13 protein-coding genes and 1 pseudogene are annotated in these 13,605 nt (G+C 72.0%); 2 read left to right on the forward strand and 12 right to left on the reverse strand.

The annotated features are described in order from the left end of the window. Positions 1-108 precede the first annotated feature (108 nt). Together NOO62_RS09175 and aroH are read right to left on the reverse strand one after the other, a co-directional pair. Entirely contained in the window at positions 109-1,194 is a 1,086-nt protein-coding gene (locus NOO62_RS09175) for a prephenate dehydrogenase (protein WP_268770400.1), read from the reverse strand. After that, on the reverse strand, positions 1,191-1,553 hold the full coding sequence (gene aroH, locus NOO62_RS09180; RefSeq protein ID WP_268770401.1) for a chorismate mutase: 363 nt from the start codon (positions 1,551-1,553) through the stop codon (positions 1,191-1,193). Before aroH ends, NOO62_RS09175 begins: the two co-directional genes overlap by 4 nt. A 109-nt stretch (positions 1,554-1,662) precedes the next feature. Here aroH and NOO62_RS09185 point away from each other — a divergent pair. Continuing rightward, positions 1,663-1,980: pseudogene (locus NOO62_RS09185) on the forward strand (Rieske (2Fe-2S) protein); the annotation flags it as partial. Between the two features lie 22 nt (positions 1,981-2,002). Beyond that, positions 2,003-2,773: a DNA polymerase beta superfamily protein gene (locus NOO62_RS09190; protein WP_268770402.1), complete on the forward strand. Its 771-nt coding sequence runs from the start codon at positions 2,003-2,005 to the stop codon at positions 2,771-2,773. Here NOO62_RS09190 and NOO62_RS09195 read toward each other — a convergent pair. The 10 genes from NOO62_RS09195 to NOO62_RS09240 all read right to left on the reverse strand — a co-directional run bounded on the left by NOO62_RS09195 (position 2,672) and on the right by NOO62_RS09240 (position 13,540). Continuing rightward, complete coding sequence (locus NOO62_RS09195; protein WP_268770403.1) at positions 2,672-3,460, reverse strand: DNA polymerase beta superfamily protein; 789 nt, start codon at positions 3,458-3,460, stop codon at positions 2,672-2,674. The genes NOO62_RS09190 and NOO62_RS09195 overlap by 102 nt on opposite strands. A gap of 3 nt (positions 3,461-3,463) precedes the next feature. Continuing rightward, positions 3,464-4,465 (reverse strand): ADP-ribosylglycohydrolase family protein, encoded by a 1,002-nt coding sequence (locus tag NOO62_RS09200; protein ID WP_268770404.1) that lies wholly within the window; start codon positions 4,463-4,465, stop codon positions 3,464-3,466. Continuing rightward, entirely contained in the window at positions 4,462-5,187 is a 726-nt protein-coding gene (locus NOO62_RS09205; RefSeq protein WP_268770405.1) for an NUDIX hydrolase, read from the reverse strand. The genes NOO62_RS09200 and NOO62_RS09205 overlap by 4 nt, the downstream gene beginning before the upstream one ends. 101 nt (positions 5,188-5,288) lie before the next feature. Continuing rightward, on the reverse strand, positions 5,289-6,416 hold the full coding sequence (locus tag NOO62_RS09210) for a pseudouridine synthase (RefSeq protein ID WP_268770406.1): 1,128 nt from the start codon (positions 6,414-6,416) through the stop codon (positions 5,289-5,291). A 12-nt stretch (positions 6,417-6,428) separates the two neighbouring features. Next, positions 6,429-7,085 carry an SMC-Scp complex subunit ScpB gene (gene scpB, locus NOO62_RS09215; protein ID WP_268770407.1) on the reverse strand — a complete coding sequence of 219 codons (657 nt, stop codon included), beginning with the start codon at positions 7,083-7,085 and terminating at the stop codon, positions 6,429-6,431. Next, positions 7,082-8,068 (reverse strand): segregation and condensation protein A, encoded by a 987-nt coding sequence (locus tag NOO62_RS09220; protein ID WP_268770408.1) that lies wholly within the window; start codon positions 8,066-8,068, stop codon positions 7,082-7,084. The genes scpB and NOO62_RS09220 overlap by 4 nt, the downstream gene beginning before the upstream one ends. Positions 8,069-8,087: 19 nt before the next feature. Continuing rightward, on the reverse strand, positions 8,088-8,675 hold the full coding sequence (locus NOO62_RS09225) for a hypothetical protein (protein ID WP_268770409.1): 588 nt from the start codon (positions 8,673-8,675) through the stop codon (positions 8,088-8,090). Next, on the reverse strand, positions 8,660-9,832 hold the full coding sequence (locus NOO62_RS09230; protein ID WP_223828263.1) for a ParA family protein: 1,173 nt from the start codon (positions 9,830-9,832) through the stop codon (positions 8,660-8,662). The genes NOO62_RS09225 and NOO62_RS09230 overlap by 16 nt, the downstream gene beginning before the upstream one ends. Before the next feature lie 356 nt (positions 9,833-10,188). After that, positions 10,189-11,304 carry an alanine dehydrogenase gene (gene ald, locus NOO62_RS09235; protein ID WP_268770410.1) on the reverse strand — a complete coding sequence of 372 codons (1,116 nt, stop codon included), beginning with the start codon at positions 11,302-11,304 and terminating at the stop codon, positions 10,189-10,191. Positions 11,305-11,449: 145 nt separating this feature from the next. Continuing rightward, a complete protein-coding gene (locus NOO62_RS09240) occupies positions 11,450-13,540 on the reverse strand; it encodes a tetratricopeptide repeat protein (protein WP_398980198.1) in 2,091 nt (696 codons plus the stop codon). Positions 13,541-13,605: the final 65 nt, after the last annotated feature.

Below are 13,605 nucleotides of genomic sequence, written 5' to 3' on the forward strand. Positions count from 1 at the left end.
TTCGCATGACGCGGGCCAGGGAGGCGGGGCGCGAACGCGCCCCGCACAAGGTTACTGGCTCGCACGCTCTGCCCCGACAGCCCCTTCGCGGTCCCGTTCGCGGTCCCGCTACTGCCGGATCGACCAGCCGCGTTCCCGCAGCGCCGCCGTGAGCACCGGCGCGGACCGCGGCTCGACCATCAGCTGCATCAGACCGGCCTGCTGCCCGGTCGCGTGCTCGATGCGGACGTCCTCGATGTTGACGCCCGCGGCGTCCGCGTCGGCGAAGATACGGGCCAGCTGGCCCGGCTGGTCGTTGATGAGCACCGCGACGACCTCGTACGCGGCCGGGGCCGCGCCGTGCTTGCCGGGCACCCTGACCTGTCCCGCGTTGCCGCGCCGCAGCATGCTCTCGACCCCGGCGGCGCCCTCGGCCCACTTGTCGCTGTCGGCGGACTGCAGCGCGCGCAGCGCCGTCACCGTCTCGTCGAGGTCGGAGGCGACCTGCGCGAGCAGGTCGGCGACGGGTCCCGGGTTGGCGGAGAGGATGTCGATCCACATCCGCGGGTCGGACGCGGCGATCCGCGTGACATCGCGGATGCCCTGGCCGCAGAGCCGTACCGCGGACTCCTCGGCGTGCTCGAGACGGGCCGCGACCATGCTGGAGACCAGGTGCGGCATGTGCGAGACGAGGGCGACCGCGCGGTCGTGGGCGTCGGCGTCCATGACGACGGGCACGGCCCGGCAGAGGGCGACGAGCTCGAGGGCGAGGTTGAGCACCTCGGTGTCGGTGTCCCGGGTCGGCGTGAGCACCCAGGGCCTGCCCTCGAAGAGGTCGGCGGTGGCGGCCAGCGGGCCGCTGCGCTCGCGCCCGGACATGGGGTGCGTGCCGATGTACGGGGTGAGGTCGAGGCCGAGCGCCTCGAGCTCGCGGCGGGGGCCGCCCTTGACGCTCGCCACGTCGATGTAGGCGCGCGCGACTCCGCGGCCCATCACGTCGGCCAGTGTGGTGGCGACGTGCGCGGGCGGTACGGCGACGACGCAGAGGTCGACGATGCCCGCGGGCTCCTCGTCCGTGCCGGCGCCGAGCGCGGCGGCGGTCCGGGCCTGGCCCGGGTCGTGGTCGGCGAGGTGGACGGTGACGCCACGGGAGGCGAGGGCCAGGGCTGCGGAGGTGCCGATCAGGCCGGTGCCGATGACGAGGGCGGTTCTCACTGGGCGATGTCCTTGCGGAGTGCGGCCGCGGCGCCGAGGTACACGTGGGTGATCTCGGAGCGGGCCCGGTCGGTGTCGATGTGCGCGAGGACGCGGACGACGCGGGGCAGGGCGCCCTCGATGTCCAGCTCCTGTGCGCAGATCAGCGGTACGTCGACGATGCCGAGTCCGCGGGCGGCGGCCGCGGGGAAGTCGCAGTGCAGGTCGGGCGTGGCCGTGAACCAGATGCTGATCAGGTCGTCCTGCGTCAGACCGTTCCGCTCCAGGACGCCGGTGAGCAGCGCGCCGACCTGCTCGGCCATGTGCCCGGCCTCGTCCCGTTCCAGCTGGACGGCGCCCCGGACCGCTCGTACCGCCACGTCACTGCCCCTCTTGCCGCACGTACGCCTTGGATGAGCGTCCAGCCTATCCAGCGTCCGCCGCGGTGGCGCGCGGCGCCCGTCTGCCGAGACGGACGGCCCGGACCCTGGACGAGACGGCGGCTCGGGGGATCCCGCGGGTCCGGAGCCGGCGAAGACCGCCGAGGTGCCGGTGGGCGGCGGCAAGGTCGTCAAGGACAGGAAGGTCGTCGTGACGCAGCCGGAGAGCGGCACCTTCAAGGCGTTCTCGGCCGTGTGCACCCACTCGGGCCGCCTGGTCGCGGAGGTGGCGGACGGCACGATCAACTGCCCGTGCCACGGCAGCAAGTACCGGGTGGCCGACGCGTCGGTGGCGGAGGGTCCCGCCCCGCGCCCGCTGTCCGAGGAGAAGATCACCGTCACCGGAAATTCGATCATCCTGGGCTGATCCGGGCCCGTACGCTCCCTGCATGCACCCTCAGGACCTGGTACGCGACCACACCGTCTACTCCTGCGTGATGGGTTCGCGCGCCTTCGGCCTGGCCACGGACGACAGCGACACCGACCGCAGGGGCATCTTCCTCGCCCCCACACCGCTGTTCTGGCGCTTCGACAAGCCCCCGACGCATGTCGACGGGCCCGACGACGAACAGTTCAGCTGGGAGCTGGAACGGTTCTGCGAGCTCGCGCTGCGCGCCAATCCGAACACCCTGGAATGCCTGCACTCCCCGCTCGTCGAGCACGTCACGGAGACCGGGCGCGAACTGCTCGCGCTGCGCGGCGCGTTCCTCTCCCGCCAGGCCCACGACACCTTCGCCCGCTACGCCCTCGGCCAGCGCAAGAAGCTCGACGCCGACGTCCGCACGCACGGCGCCCCGCGCTGGAAACACGCCATGCACCTGCTGCGGCTCCTGATGTCCTGCCGCGACCTGCTGCGCACCGGCGAGCTGACCATCGACGTCGGCGACCAGCGCGAGCCGCTGCTCGCGGTGAAGCGCGGCGAGCTGTCCTGGCCGCGGGTCGAGTCCTGGATGAACCGTCTCGCCGCGGAGTCGGAGGACGCGGCCGTGCACAGCCCGCTCCCCGCCGAACCCGACCGGGAACGGGTCGAGGACTTCCTGTTCCGTACGCGCCGGGCGTCAGCCCTGGAGCCCCTGAAGCCCCTGAAGCCCCTGAAGGCGTACGCGGACGACGAGGTCGTGCAGCGCGTCGTGCGCCGTGTGGGAACCGGGCAGCACTGACGCCGCCTGCGCCTCGTCGAGGACGGCGTGCAGCCGCTCCACGTCGGCGGCCACGCGCGCGTGGTCCACGTCGGCGCCGCCGTGCTCGGCCTCACCCTTGGCGGCGACGAGCTCGGGCAGATAGGCGGGGGCATCCACCTCGCCGATCAGCGTGGGCAGATGCGCCACCACGGCACCGCCGCGCATCAGATGGATCCCGGTCAGCAGCACACGGAACGTGTAGAGCAGCGGCTTGAGCTCGCCGTTCTTCTCGAAGAGCCGCCACTGGGTCTTCGCGAACCCCCGGTAGTGGTGGGCGTGGTGGCTGGTGAGGACGTCCGGGGCGTGCGCGACGAGCTCCGCGTGCACGTCGGTGGTGTGCACGACCAGCGGGGAGAGCAGCTGCTCCAGGACGTATCCGTTGTGGCGCAGCATCAGCCGCACGAACTTGCGCAGGTCGTGCGTGACGAGGTCCATCTCGACGCCGTCCCTGTCCCACATCCTCGACCGCGTCTCCTCCGGCTCCCGCAGCCCCACCAGGTCGGTCACCGGCAGCAGGTGCACGCCCCGCAGGTCCACGTCCGAGTCGCGGGAGGGGAAGCCGTACAGGTGCGCCCCGGAGACCGTCGCGAAGAGCAGCGGGTCACGCTGCTCGGCGACGACGGAGGTCAGGTCGATGTCCAGGTCGGGGCCGAGGTCCACAGTCATGGCTCAAGCGTCCCAGAGCGCCCCGAACGCCTGGAGCTCGACCCTGTGTTCGATCCGGTCCGCCCACTCGGCCGGCCAGGCGTCCGCGCCGAGGTGGGCCCCGGCGAAGGCGCCCGTGAGGCAGGCGATCGAGTCCGAGTCCCCCGACGTGCAGGCGGCCCTGCGCAGCGCGGTGACCGGCTCGTCGACGAACATCAGGAAGCAGAGCAGCCCGGTGGCGAAGGCCTCCTCGGCGATCCAGCCCTCGCCGGTCGCGAGACAGGGGTCCGTCTCGGGCGACGGCGAGCGCAGCGCGTCACGGAGCCGCTCGAGGGCGCCGAGGCATTCGTCCCAGCCGCGCGCGATGAACGCCTCGGGCGACGCGTCCCCGCCCCGCGTCCACAGCTCGCCGAGCCAGCGCTCGTGGTACGTCTCCCGGTTGTCGTACGCGTACGAGCGAAGCAGCCCGACCAGGCCCGTCGGCTCGGCGCCCGCGGCGAGCAGCCGGACGGCGTGGGCGGTGAGGTCGGAGGCGGCGAGCGCGGTCGGGTGGCCGTGGGTGAGGGCGGACTGGAGCTGGGCGGCGCCCGCCCGCTGTCCGTCGTCGAGCCCGGGTGCGAGTCCGACCGGTGCGACGCGCATGTTGGCGCCGCAGCCCTTGGAGTGCACCTGGCTCGCCTCCTCCCACGGCTTGCCGGTCTTGAGGAGGCAGCAGGCCTTGAGGCAGGTGTTGCCGGGCGCGCGGTTGTTCTCCGGCGACTGGTACCAGTCCACGAACTCCTCGCGCAGCGGCCGCTCGAGACGCTTGGGCCCGAGCGTCCCCCGGTCCATGGCGGTGCGCAGGCCGCGGCTCAGGGCGAGCGTCATCTGCGTGTCGTCGGTGATGTACGCCGGTTCCGGCAGCGCCATCTCACGCCAGGGCCCGCACTTGGCAAGGATCGAGGGCACGTCGTCGAACTCGGTCGGGAAGCCGAGCGCGTCCCCGAGGGCGAGCCCTATGAGGGATCCCGTGGCGGCACGCTTCATGAGGGCTGTCCTTCCGGGGCGGGGCGGAGCAGGGGCGGGTGCAGGGCGGAGGCGGCCCCGGCCCGGAAGAGGGCCGCGGGCTTCCCGCGTCCGCCGGTCAGCCGCGCGGCGCCGGGCACGGCTTCGACGAGCCCTGCCGTGCCGACCACCTTGCGGCGGAAGTTGGCGGGGTCGAGCTCGGCGCCCCACACCGCTTCGTAGACCTGGCGCAGCTCGCCGAGGGTGAACTCGGGCGCGCAGAAGGCGGTGGCGAGCCCGGTGTACTCCAGTTTGGCGCCGACGCGGTCGTGGGCGTCGGCGAGGATCCGGTCGTGGTCGAAGGCGAGCGGCCGGTAGGTGGCGGGGCTGTAGGGCAGCCAGGCCGCATGGGCGGCGTCGCCCCCGCCCCGCACCTCCGGCGGGTCGGGGACGAGCGCCGCGAAGGCGACGGAGACGACCCGCATGCGCGGATCGCGGTCAGGGTCGCTGTAGGTGCGCACCTGCTCCAGGTGCAGCCGTCCGACGTCGGCGATCCCGGTCTCCTCGGCGAGCTCACGCCCCGCGGCCGCCTCGGCGGACTCGTCGGGCAGCACGAAGCCGCCGGGCAGTGCCCAGCGGCCCGCGTACGGCTCCTGGCCGCGCTCGACGAGCAGGACGTGCAGCGCGCCGTCGCGGATGGTGAACACGGCCAGGTCCACGGTGACGGCGAACGGCTCGAAGGCGTGCTTGTCGTACCCCTGCATGCACGACCACCCCCCTCTCTTTATGGTCTCGATGACTATAAAGAGAGGGGGGTGGGCCACGCAAGAGGCCTACCAGCCCCGGGAGGAGCGGCCTACAAGGCCTAGAGGTCGACTTCCTGCATCAGCATCCCGACCTCCGTGTTGGAAAGACGCCGCAGCCAGCCCGACTTCTGGTCGCCCAGAGTGATCGGCCCGAAGGCCACCCGGACCAGCTTGTCGACCGGGAACCCGGCCTCGGCGAGCATGCGCCGCACGATGTGCTTGCGGCCCTCGTGGAGGGTGACCTCGACCAGGTAGTTCTTGCCGGTCTGCTCGACGACGCGGAAGTGGTCCGCGCGGGCGTACCCGTCCTCCAGCTGGATGCCGTCCTTGAGCTGCTTGCCCAGGTCACGCGGGATGGGGCCCACGATGTGCGCGAGGTAGACCTTCTTCACGCCGTACTTGGGGTGGGTCAGGCGGTGCGCCAGCTCGCCGTGGTTGGTGAGCAGGATGACACCCTCGGTCTCGGTGTCGAGCCGCCCCACGTGGAAGAGCCGCGTCTCGCGGTTGGTCACGTAGTCGCCCAGGCACTGACGGCCCTCGGTGTCCTCCATGGTGGAGACGACGCCCGCGGGCTTGTTCAGGGAGAAGAACTGGTACGACTGCGTGGCCACGGTCAGGCCGTCGACCTTGATCTCGTCCTTCTCCGGGTCGACGCGCAGCCCCTGCTCCAGGACGATCTCGCCGTTGACCTCGACGCGGGCCTCCTCGACCAGTTCCTCGCAGGCGCGGCGCGAGCCGTAGCCCGCGCGGGCCAGGACCTTCTGCAGCCGCTCGCCCTCCTGCTCGGCGCCCGGGAAGGTCTTGGGCAGGTTGGTCTTCGCCTTGCCCGCGTACCGCTCGCGGTTGCGCTCCTCGGCCCGCGCGTCGTACTCACGGGACGTGGCCGGGGCCCAACGCCCCCGTCCGCTGCCCTGGCCCTGCTTCGGCCCGCCCTTGGCGCCGCCGCGCGCCGAGGCGCCGCGGCCCGACTTCGGGCCCTCGTGCGTGCCGCCGGAGCCCACGTCGTAGCGCCGCTCCTCCGGACGCGGCTTCTTCGGACGGCCGGAGCCGCCCTGCTTGTCATCGCGGTTGTTCCCGGCACCGCGGGGGTTACCGCGGCCACCGCTGCTCCCGCCGCGGCCGCCGCTGTTGCCACCACGGCTCCCGCCGTTGTTTCCGCTGCTGTTCCTGCCGCTGCTGCTTCGCATCAAAAGTTCCGTCTAGTCGGCTGTGTCCTGGGTGTACCCGTACCCCGGCGCATCGGGTGCGTCCGGGTCGAACGACGGGACACCTTCCTGCGTCTCCCCTTCGATCGCGTCCGCCTCGGGGAGGAAGGGCGCGAGCTCCGGGAGCTCGTCCAGGCCGCGCAGGCCCATCCGCTCCAGGAAGTAGTTCGTCGTCCTGTACAGGATCGCACCTGTTTCGGGTTCCGCGCCCGCCTCCTCCACCAGACCCCTCTGGAGGAGCGTGCGCATCACGCCGTCACAGTTCACTCCGCGCACCGCGGAGACCCGGGAACGGCTGACCGGCTGGCGGTACGCGACGACGGCGAGGGTCTCCAGGGCCGCCTGGGTGAGCCGCGCCTGCTGCCCGTCCAGGACGAAGCCCTCCACGGCGGCGGCGTACTCGGGCCGCGAGTAGAACCGCCACCCACCGGCCACGAGCCGCAGCTCGAAGCCGCGCTTCTGCACGGTGTACTCGTCGGCGAGCTCCCGCAGCGCGACGGCGACGGCGCGCCGCGGCCGTTGCAGGATCTTCGCGAGGTGCTCCTCGGTGGCGGGCTCGTCCACCACCATCAGGACCGCCTCGAGGGCGGGCCGCAGCTCCAGATCGGCCACGGCACCGGCAAGCTCCCCGACGGGGCTCTGCGTGCTCACGCCTTCTCCTCCAAGGGCTCGGGCGCCCGGTCGAACTCATCGGTCACGGTCGGCTCCGCGGCGCCGTCCCCGCCGGTCCAGCGCACCATCAGCTCGCCGAGGGGGTCCTCCTGGTCCAGGGCGACGGCCTTCTCGCGGTAGAGCTCCAGGAGGGCGAGGAAGCGGGCGACGACGGTGAGGGTGTCCCCCGCGTCCTCCACGAGCACCCGGAAGCTGGTCTCCCCCTGCTCCCGGAGCCGGGCGACGACGAGCCCCGCCTGTTCCTGCACGGAGACGAGCGGGGCGTGGATGTGTTCCACGTACACCTGCGGCTTGGCGCGGGGCTGCATCGCCTTCACGGCGAGCTTGGCGAACCCTTCCGCCCCGATGCTGATGACGACTTCCGGGAGCAGTTCGGCGTGGTGCGGTTCGAGGCCGACGGTCCGCGGATAGCGCCGCGCCTCGTCGTCGAGCCGCCCGCTGAAGATGTCCGCGACGTGTTTGTACGCGCGGTACTGGAGGAGCCGCGCGAAGAGCAGGTCCCGTGCCTCGAGCAGCGCGAGGTCGGCCTCGTCCTCGACCTCGGCGGTGGGCAGCAGCCGCGCGGCCTTGAGGTCGAGCAGCGTGGCGGCGACGACCAGGAACTCGGTCGTCTGGTCCAGGTCCCAGTCGGTTCCCATGGCCCGGATGTGCGCCATGAACTCGTCGGTGACCTTGGAGAGCGCGACCTCGGTGACGTCCAGCTTGTGCTTCGAGATCAGCTGGAGCAGCAGATCGAAGGGCCCCTCGAAGTTCGCGAGCCGGACCTTGAACCGCCCGTCGTCGGGCTCTGCGGGCTCCGGGGGCTCTGGGGGCTCTGGGGGCTCTGCGGGCTCGGCCGGGGGTTCCGGAGCCGAAACCTGCTCCTCCGCCACTGCCTGCTCCGCGGGCGCCGCGCCGGGCCCGCGGCCCAGGGCGCGGCGGCGGGAGGGTGCGGGCGGTGCGGGTTCACTGTTCGAGGCCATGAGGCCGGAAACGCTACCCCTACCGCCCGCGCAACCGTCGCACGAGGATGCTCGCGTCTCCGCGGGACTCCAGATCGGCGAGGACGACGGCGACCGCCTCCCGCACGATCCGGCCGCGGTCGACCGCGAGCCCGTGCTCGCCGCGCAGCACGAGCCGCGCGTGTTCGAGGTCCATCAGCTCCTCGGCGGAGACGTACACGGTGATCTTCTCGTCGTGCCGCTCGCGCCCGCTGGGCCGCCGGTTCGCCGCCCGTGCCCGCCGCCGCGCCTGCGCGGTCGACGAGCCGCCGGACTTGCCGCCCTGGGCGGCCGAACCTTCCTGCGCCGCTCCCGAGCGCCGTCCGGCACTCTTGTCGCTCTCGGCGCCGGCCGCCCTCGCGCGCGACTCGGCGCCCGACTCCGCGTCCGATGCCGCGTGTTCGGCGGGCTCACCGTCGCCCTGGGCCGCGTCCTCGGCCGCGGCCGCCGCCTCGTCGCTCTCGCCCGCCGGAGCGGGCACCTTCGCCTCGCCGTTCGCCTGGCGGCGCGGCGACGACGACTGCAGCGCCATGCCCCCGGTCGTACGGAACAGCTCGTCGGCCCCCGGCAGACTCACTCGGCGTGACACCGGGCGAGCACCTCCCTGGCGAGCTGGCGATAGGCGGCCGCGCCGACCGAGTTGGAGGCGTACGTGGTGATCGGCTCACCTGCGACCGTGGTCTCCGGGAAGCGGACCGTACGGCCGATGACCGTGTGGTAGACGTGGTCGTCGAAGGCCTCGACCACGCGCGCGAGCACCTCACGGCTGTGCACCGTGCGGGAGTCGTACATGGTCGCGAGGATGCCGTCGAGCTCCAGGTCGGGGTTGAGCCGCTCCTGGACCTTCTCGATGGTCTCCGTCAGGAGGGCCACACCGCGCAGCGCGAAGAACTCGCACTCGAGCGGCACGATCACCTTGTGAGCCGCCGTCAGGGCGTTCACGGTGAGCAGGCCGAGCGAGGGCTGACAGTCGATCACGATGTAGTCGTAGTCCTGCATGAGCGGCTTCAGGGCGCGCTGCAGAGTGGACTCGCGCGCGACCTCGCTCACCAGCTGCACTTCGGCGGCCGACAGGTCGATGTTGCTCGGCAGCAGGTCCATGTTGGGGACCGCGGTCTTCAGGAGCACCTCGTCCGCGGACATGCCGCGCTCCATGAGGAGGTTGTAGACCGTCAGGTCCAGCTCCATCGGGTTGACCCCGAGGCCCACGGAGAGGGCGCCCTGCGGGTCGAAGTCGACGAGCAGGACCCGGCGTCCGTACTCCGCGAGGGCCGCGCCGAGGTTGATGGTCGACGTCGTCTTGCCGACGCCGCCCTTCTGGTTGCACATCGCGATGATCTTCGCGGGACCGTGGTCGGTCAGCGGGCCCGGGATCGGGAAGTACGGCAGCGGGCGTCCCGTCGGGCCGATGCGCTCACGGCGCTGACGGGCGGCGTCCGGCGCGAGCGTGGCCGCGTACTCCGGATCGGGCTCGTACTCGGCGTCGGGGTCGTAGAAGTGCCCTTGGGGCAGTTCCTCGTAGTCGGCGAGGTGGGTGTGGGTGTTATCGCCACTCCGGTCGCCGGCCATGGCGTTCACGTGATGGCCATCCATGCTCTGGGGTGCTGACTGTGTCGGCTGGGGGCCCTGCCGGGCTTCGAAGGTGCGGACAGCGACCGAGCCGACGGCTTCGAGCCCCTCGGAACCCTGGTCCCGCACAGACGTTCCTGGTTGACCACCCCCGGGAGCAAATGTCGACTCATTCACAAGTCGTCTTACCTCCTTGGTGACCAGGAAATTTCTCGATAGGTCAGCGTGGCACCATGCCGACGGTTGGCGACTCTATGGCGTGTCACCGCTCCGCAGCAACACAATCCGCCGGACCCGGCCCGATGTGTCGGCAATGGAACACCCTTGTGTCAAGGGCGTGCGGCTCGCCATCGCGGCGTTTCGGGGGTGCGCGAAACGGTTAAAGGGTTACGTTCACGGCCAGTTGAGCGTGTCCACACTGATACGCACACGGCCGGACCCCTCTCAAGGTCCGGCCGCGGGCGTGAGATTGACGACTTTCGTTGACGACAGCGCCGAAAGTGTCGGAGACCGACCGGAGTCGGTCACCTCGGTCAGCCGAGGAGCGTCTCCAGCTCGACGTGGTCGAGACCGTGGGCCTCGGCGACCTCCTTGTAAACGACCTTGCCGTCATGCGTGTTGAGACCCAGCGCGAGCGCGTGGTCGCGGCGCAGCGCCTCGGCCCAGCCGCGGTTCGCGAGCTCGACGATGTACGGCATCGTCGCGTTGGTCAGCGCGTACGTCGACGTGTTGGGCACCGCGCCGGGCATGTTGGCGACGCAGTAGAAGACCGAGTTGTGGACCGGGAAGGTCGGCTCGGCGTGCGTGGTCGCGTGCGAGTCCTCGAAGCAGCCGCCCTGGTCGATCGCGATGTCGACAAGAACACTTCCGGGCTTCATCCGCGAGACGAGCTCGTTGGTGACCAGCTTCGGGGCCTTGGCGCCCGGGATGAGGACGGCACCGATGACGAGGTCGGCGTCGAGGCAGGCCTTCTCCAGCTCGAAGGCGTTGGAGATGACCGTCTGGATCTTCGTACCGAAGATCTTGTCGGCTTCCTTGAGCTTGTTGATGTCCTTGTCGAGCAGGGTCACGTGGAAGCCCATGCCGATGGCGATCTGCGCGGCGTTCCAGCCGGAGACGCCGCCGCCGATGACGACGGCCTTGCCCGCGGCCACGCCGGGGACACCGCCCGGCAGGACGCCGCGGCCGCCGTTGGCGGCCATCAGGTGGTAGGCGCCGACCTGCGGGGCCAGCCGGCCCGCGACCTCGGACATCGGGGCGAGCAGCGGGAGCGCGCGGTTGGCGGTCTCGACCGTCTCGTACGCGATGGCGGTGGTGCCCGACTCCAGGAGCGCGTCCGTGCACTCCTTGGACGCGGCCAGGTGGAGGTAGGTGAAGAGGGTCTGGTCCTTGCGGAGGCGGTGGTACTCCTCCGCGATGGGCTCCTTGACCTTCAGGAGCAGGTCCGCGGTGGCCCAGACCTCATCGGCGGTGTCCAGGATCTTGGCGCCCGCCGAGACGTACTCGGCGTCCGTGATCGAGGAGCCGACGCCTGCGTTCCGCTCGATGACGACCTCGTGGCCGTGGCGCACGAGCTCGTGCACACCAGCGGGGGTGATGGCCACCCGGAACTCGTTGTTCTTGACCTCGCGGGGGATGCCGACCTTCATCGTCGATCACGGTCCTTGGCTCAGGGGATTTCTCGGGCAATGCAACGCATACCGGTGCGCGTGGGGGCGCAGCGGGAGACACCGCAGAGGTATGCGGCGGAGCCAGTCTAATGAAGGATTTCTCGCTGTCTAGCCTTTCAATACTTCAATCTTCTGTCGAAGCACTACGGATTTCGTAGGCGGAAGGGGCTGCTCCACCGTTCGTTTCAAGCCTTGCGGCCTGCGGAAGCTCCTCTCCCAGCATGCGCTCGGCCGCGCCGCGGTGCAGCCGGGCGGCCGCCGGGTCGCCGAGCCGCTCCAGGGTGTCCGCGAGCCGGAGCTGCAACGCCGCCTGGAGCCGTACGTCCTCGGCGTGCCGGGCCAGCTCGACGGCTTCCTGGCAGGTGCGCAGCGACTCCTCGGGCCGTCCGGCGTACTCCTGCACGCGGGCCGTCTCGCTCAACGCCCGCGCCTGGGCGGCCACATCACCGCTCTTGCGGTACCCGGTGACGGCCGAACTCCAGTTGCGCAACGCCTCCCCGTAGCGCCCCGCGTAGGTGTGCACCGCGCCGATCCGGCCGTACAGCCGGGCGGCGTCCGTACGCTCGCCGCGGGCGAGGCGATGTGCCAGTGCCCTGCCGAACCAGTCGGAGGCCCGTGACCAGTCCCCCAGCTCCTGGTGGGCGCCGCCTACGGATTCCATCGCGCGCCCGGTCGCGTACGGATCGCCGGCCGCGCGGCCCGCGTCCAGCGCCGCGCGGTAGCGGACCAGCGCGTCCTTCGTACGTCCCGTCCGTGCGTCCAGATCCGCCAGGTTCAGCAGCGCCGCTGCCTGCTCGCGCGGCAGGTTCCGCCGCTCGGCGACGTCCAGGACCAGCCGGTGGATGCCGTACAGCTCCGGGGCCGCGTCCTCCGTGCCGCGGTGGGCCACCAGGGCTCTGACCAGGGCGGCCATCAGGCGCCGCGCGAGGGTGTCGAGCTCGCCGTCGGCCACCGCGAGGCGTGCGGCGGCGAGCAGTGCGGGCTGGCGGATGCGCAGCCACTCGGCGGCCGCCCGCGGGTTGGGGAAGCGCAGGGCTCGCGGCATCCCGGCGAGTTTCTTGCGGGCGGCGGAGGCGTCCGGCTCCGTGACGGCCCGGCAGGACTGGAGCAGGCGCACGGTCCGCTCCAGCATGCGGGCGCGGGCCAGCTGGACCTCGGCGGGCCGGTCCTGGCTCTCGGTGCGGGCCTTCAGGAGCGGCACCAGGCAGCCCGGCACCTCGTACTGCGGCAGCGGCGATTCGACGGCCCGCACGAGCCCGAGGGCGACGAAGTCGTCGAGGGTGGTCCTGGCCGCGGAGACCGAGCAGCCCGCGAGCGCCGAGGCGGTGTGCGGGTCGACGTGTCCTGCCGGGGCGAGGGAGAGGAACCGCAGTATCCGGGCGGCGGGCGCGGGCAGCGAGGCGTAGGTGTGAGCGAAGACACGGGCGAGGGGCGGGCCCTCGTCCGGCAGGTCGTGCACCTGCTTGGCCAGATCGGCGACGGCCGCCTTGGGCCGGCCCCCGAGCCAGCCGCCGGCCAGGACGAGCGCCGCCGGGTGGGCCGCGCACGCCTCGACGAGGGACTCCGCTGAACGCGGGTCCACGGTGATGCGGACGGGACCGGCGGCGCGCGCGAGGAGCTCGACGGCGGCCGCCTTGTCCAGGCCGCCGAGCGTGCAGGGCCGCACGTCGGGGATGCCGGTGAGCGGGCCCTCCGAGACCGCGACGACCAGGCAGTCCGGGGTGTCCGGAAGGAGCGGGTCGACCTGCTCGGCGTCCGTGGCGTCGTCGAGCAGGAGCAGGGCCCTGCGGCCGGAGAGCGCGTCCCGGAGGATCTCGGTCAGGTCGTCCTCGGCCGCGCCGGGGGGTGCGGGCACGCCGAGTGCGTCCAGGAGTTCGCGGGCGGTGCGTTCGGTGGGCACCCGGCTGCGGTCGGGGTCCGTGAGGCGGGCGCGCAGCACGCCGTCGGGGTAGTCGCCCGCGAGTTGCCGGGCGAGTTCCTCGGCGAGGGAGGTGCGGCCCGATCCGGGGCGGCCCGCGACGAGCAGGACGCGCGCGCGGGGTGCCTTGCGGCCCGAGAGGGTGTCGAGGCCCGCGCGGTCGATGTCCGCGCGGAGCTCCTTCAACTCCCTGCGTCTGCCGACGAACTGACCCTTTGTCGGTTCCGGGGCACTCGCGGGCGGCGGCACGGCGCCGCCCGCCGTCGCACCGTCCGTGTCGACCGCCTGATCCGTCACGGGCCACGCTCCCGTCCGCCTGCGCACGAACCCGCCGGGACTCCGGGCGGGACGCTTTCAGAGCC

Origin of the sequence: Streptomyces sp. Je 1-369 (assembly GCF_026810505.1) — a bacterium.
In the GTDB taxonomy this organism is placed as follows: Bacteria; Actinomycetota; Actinomycetes; order Streptomycetales; family Streptomycetaceae; genus Streptomyces.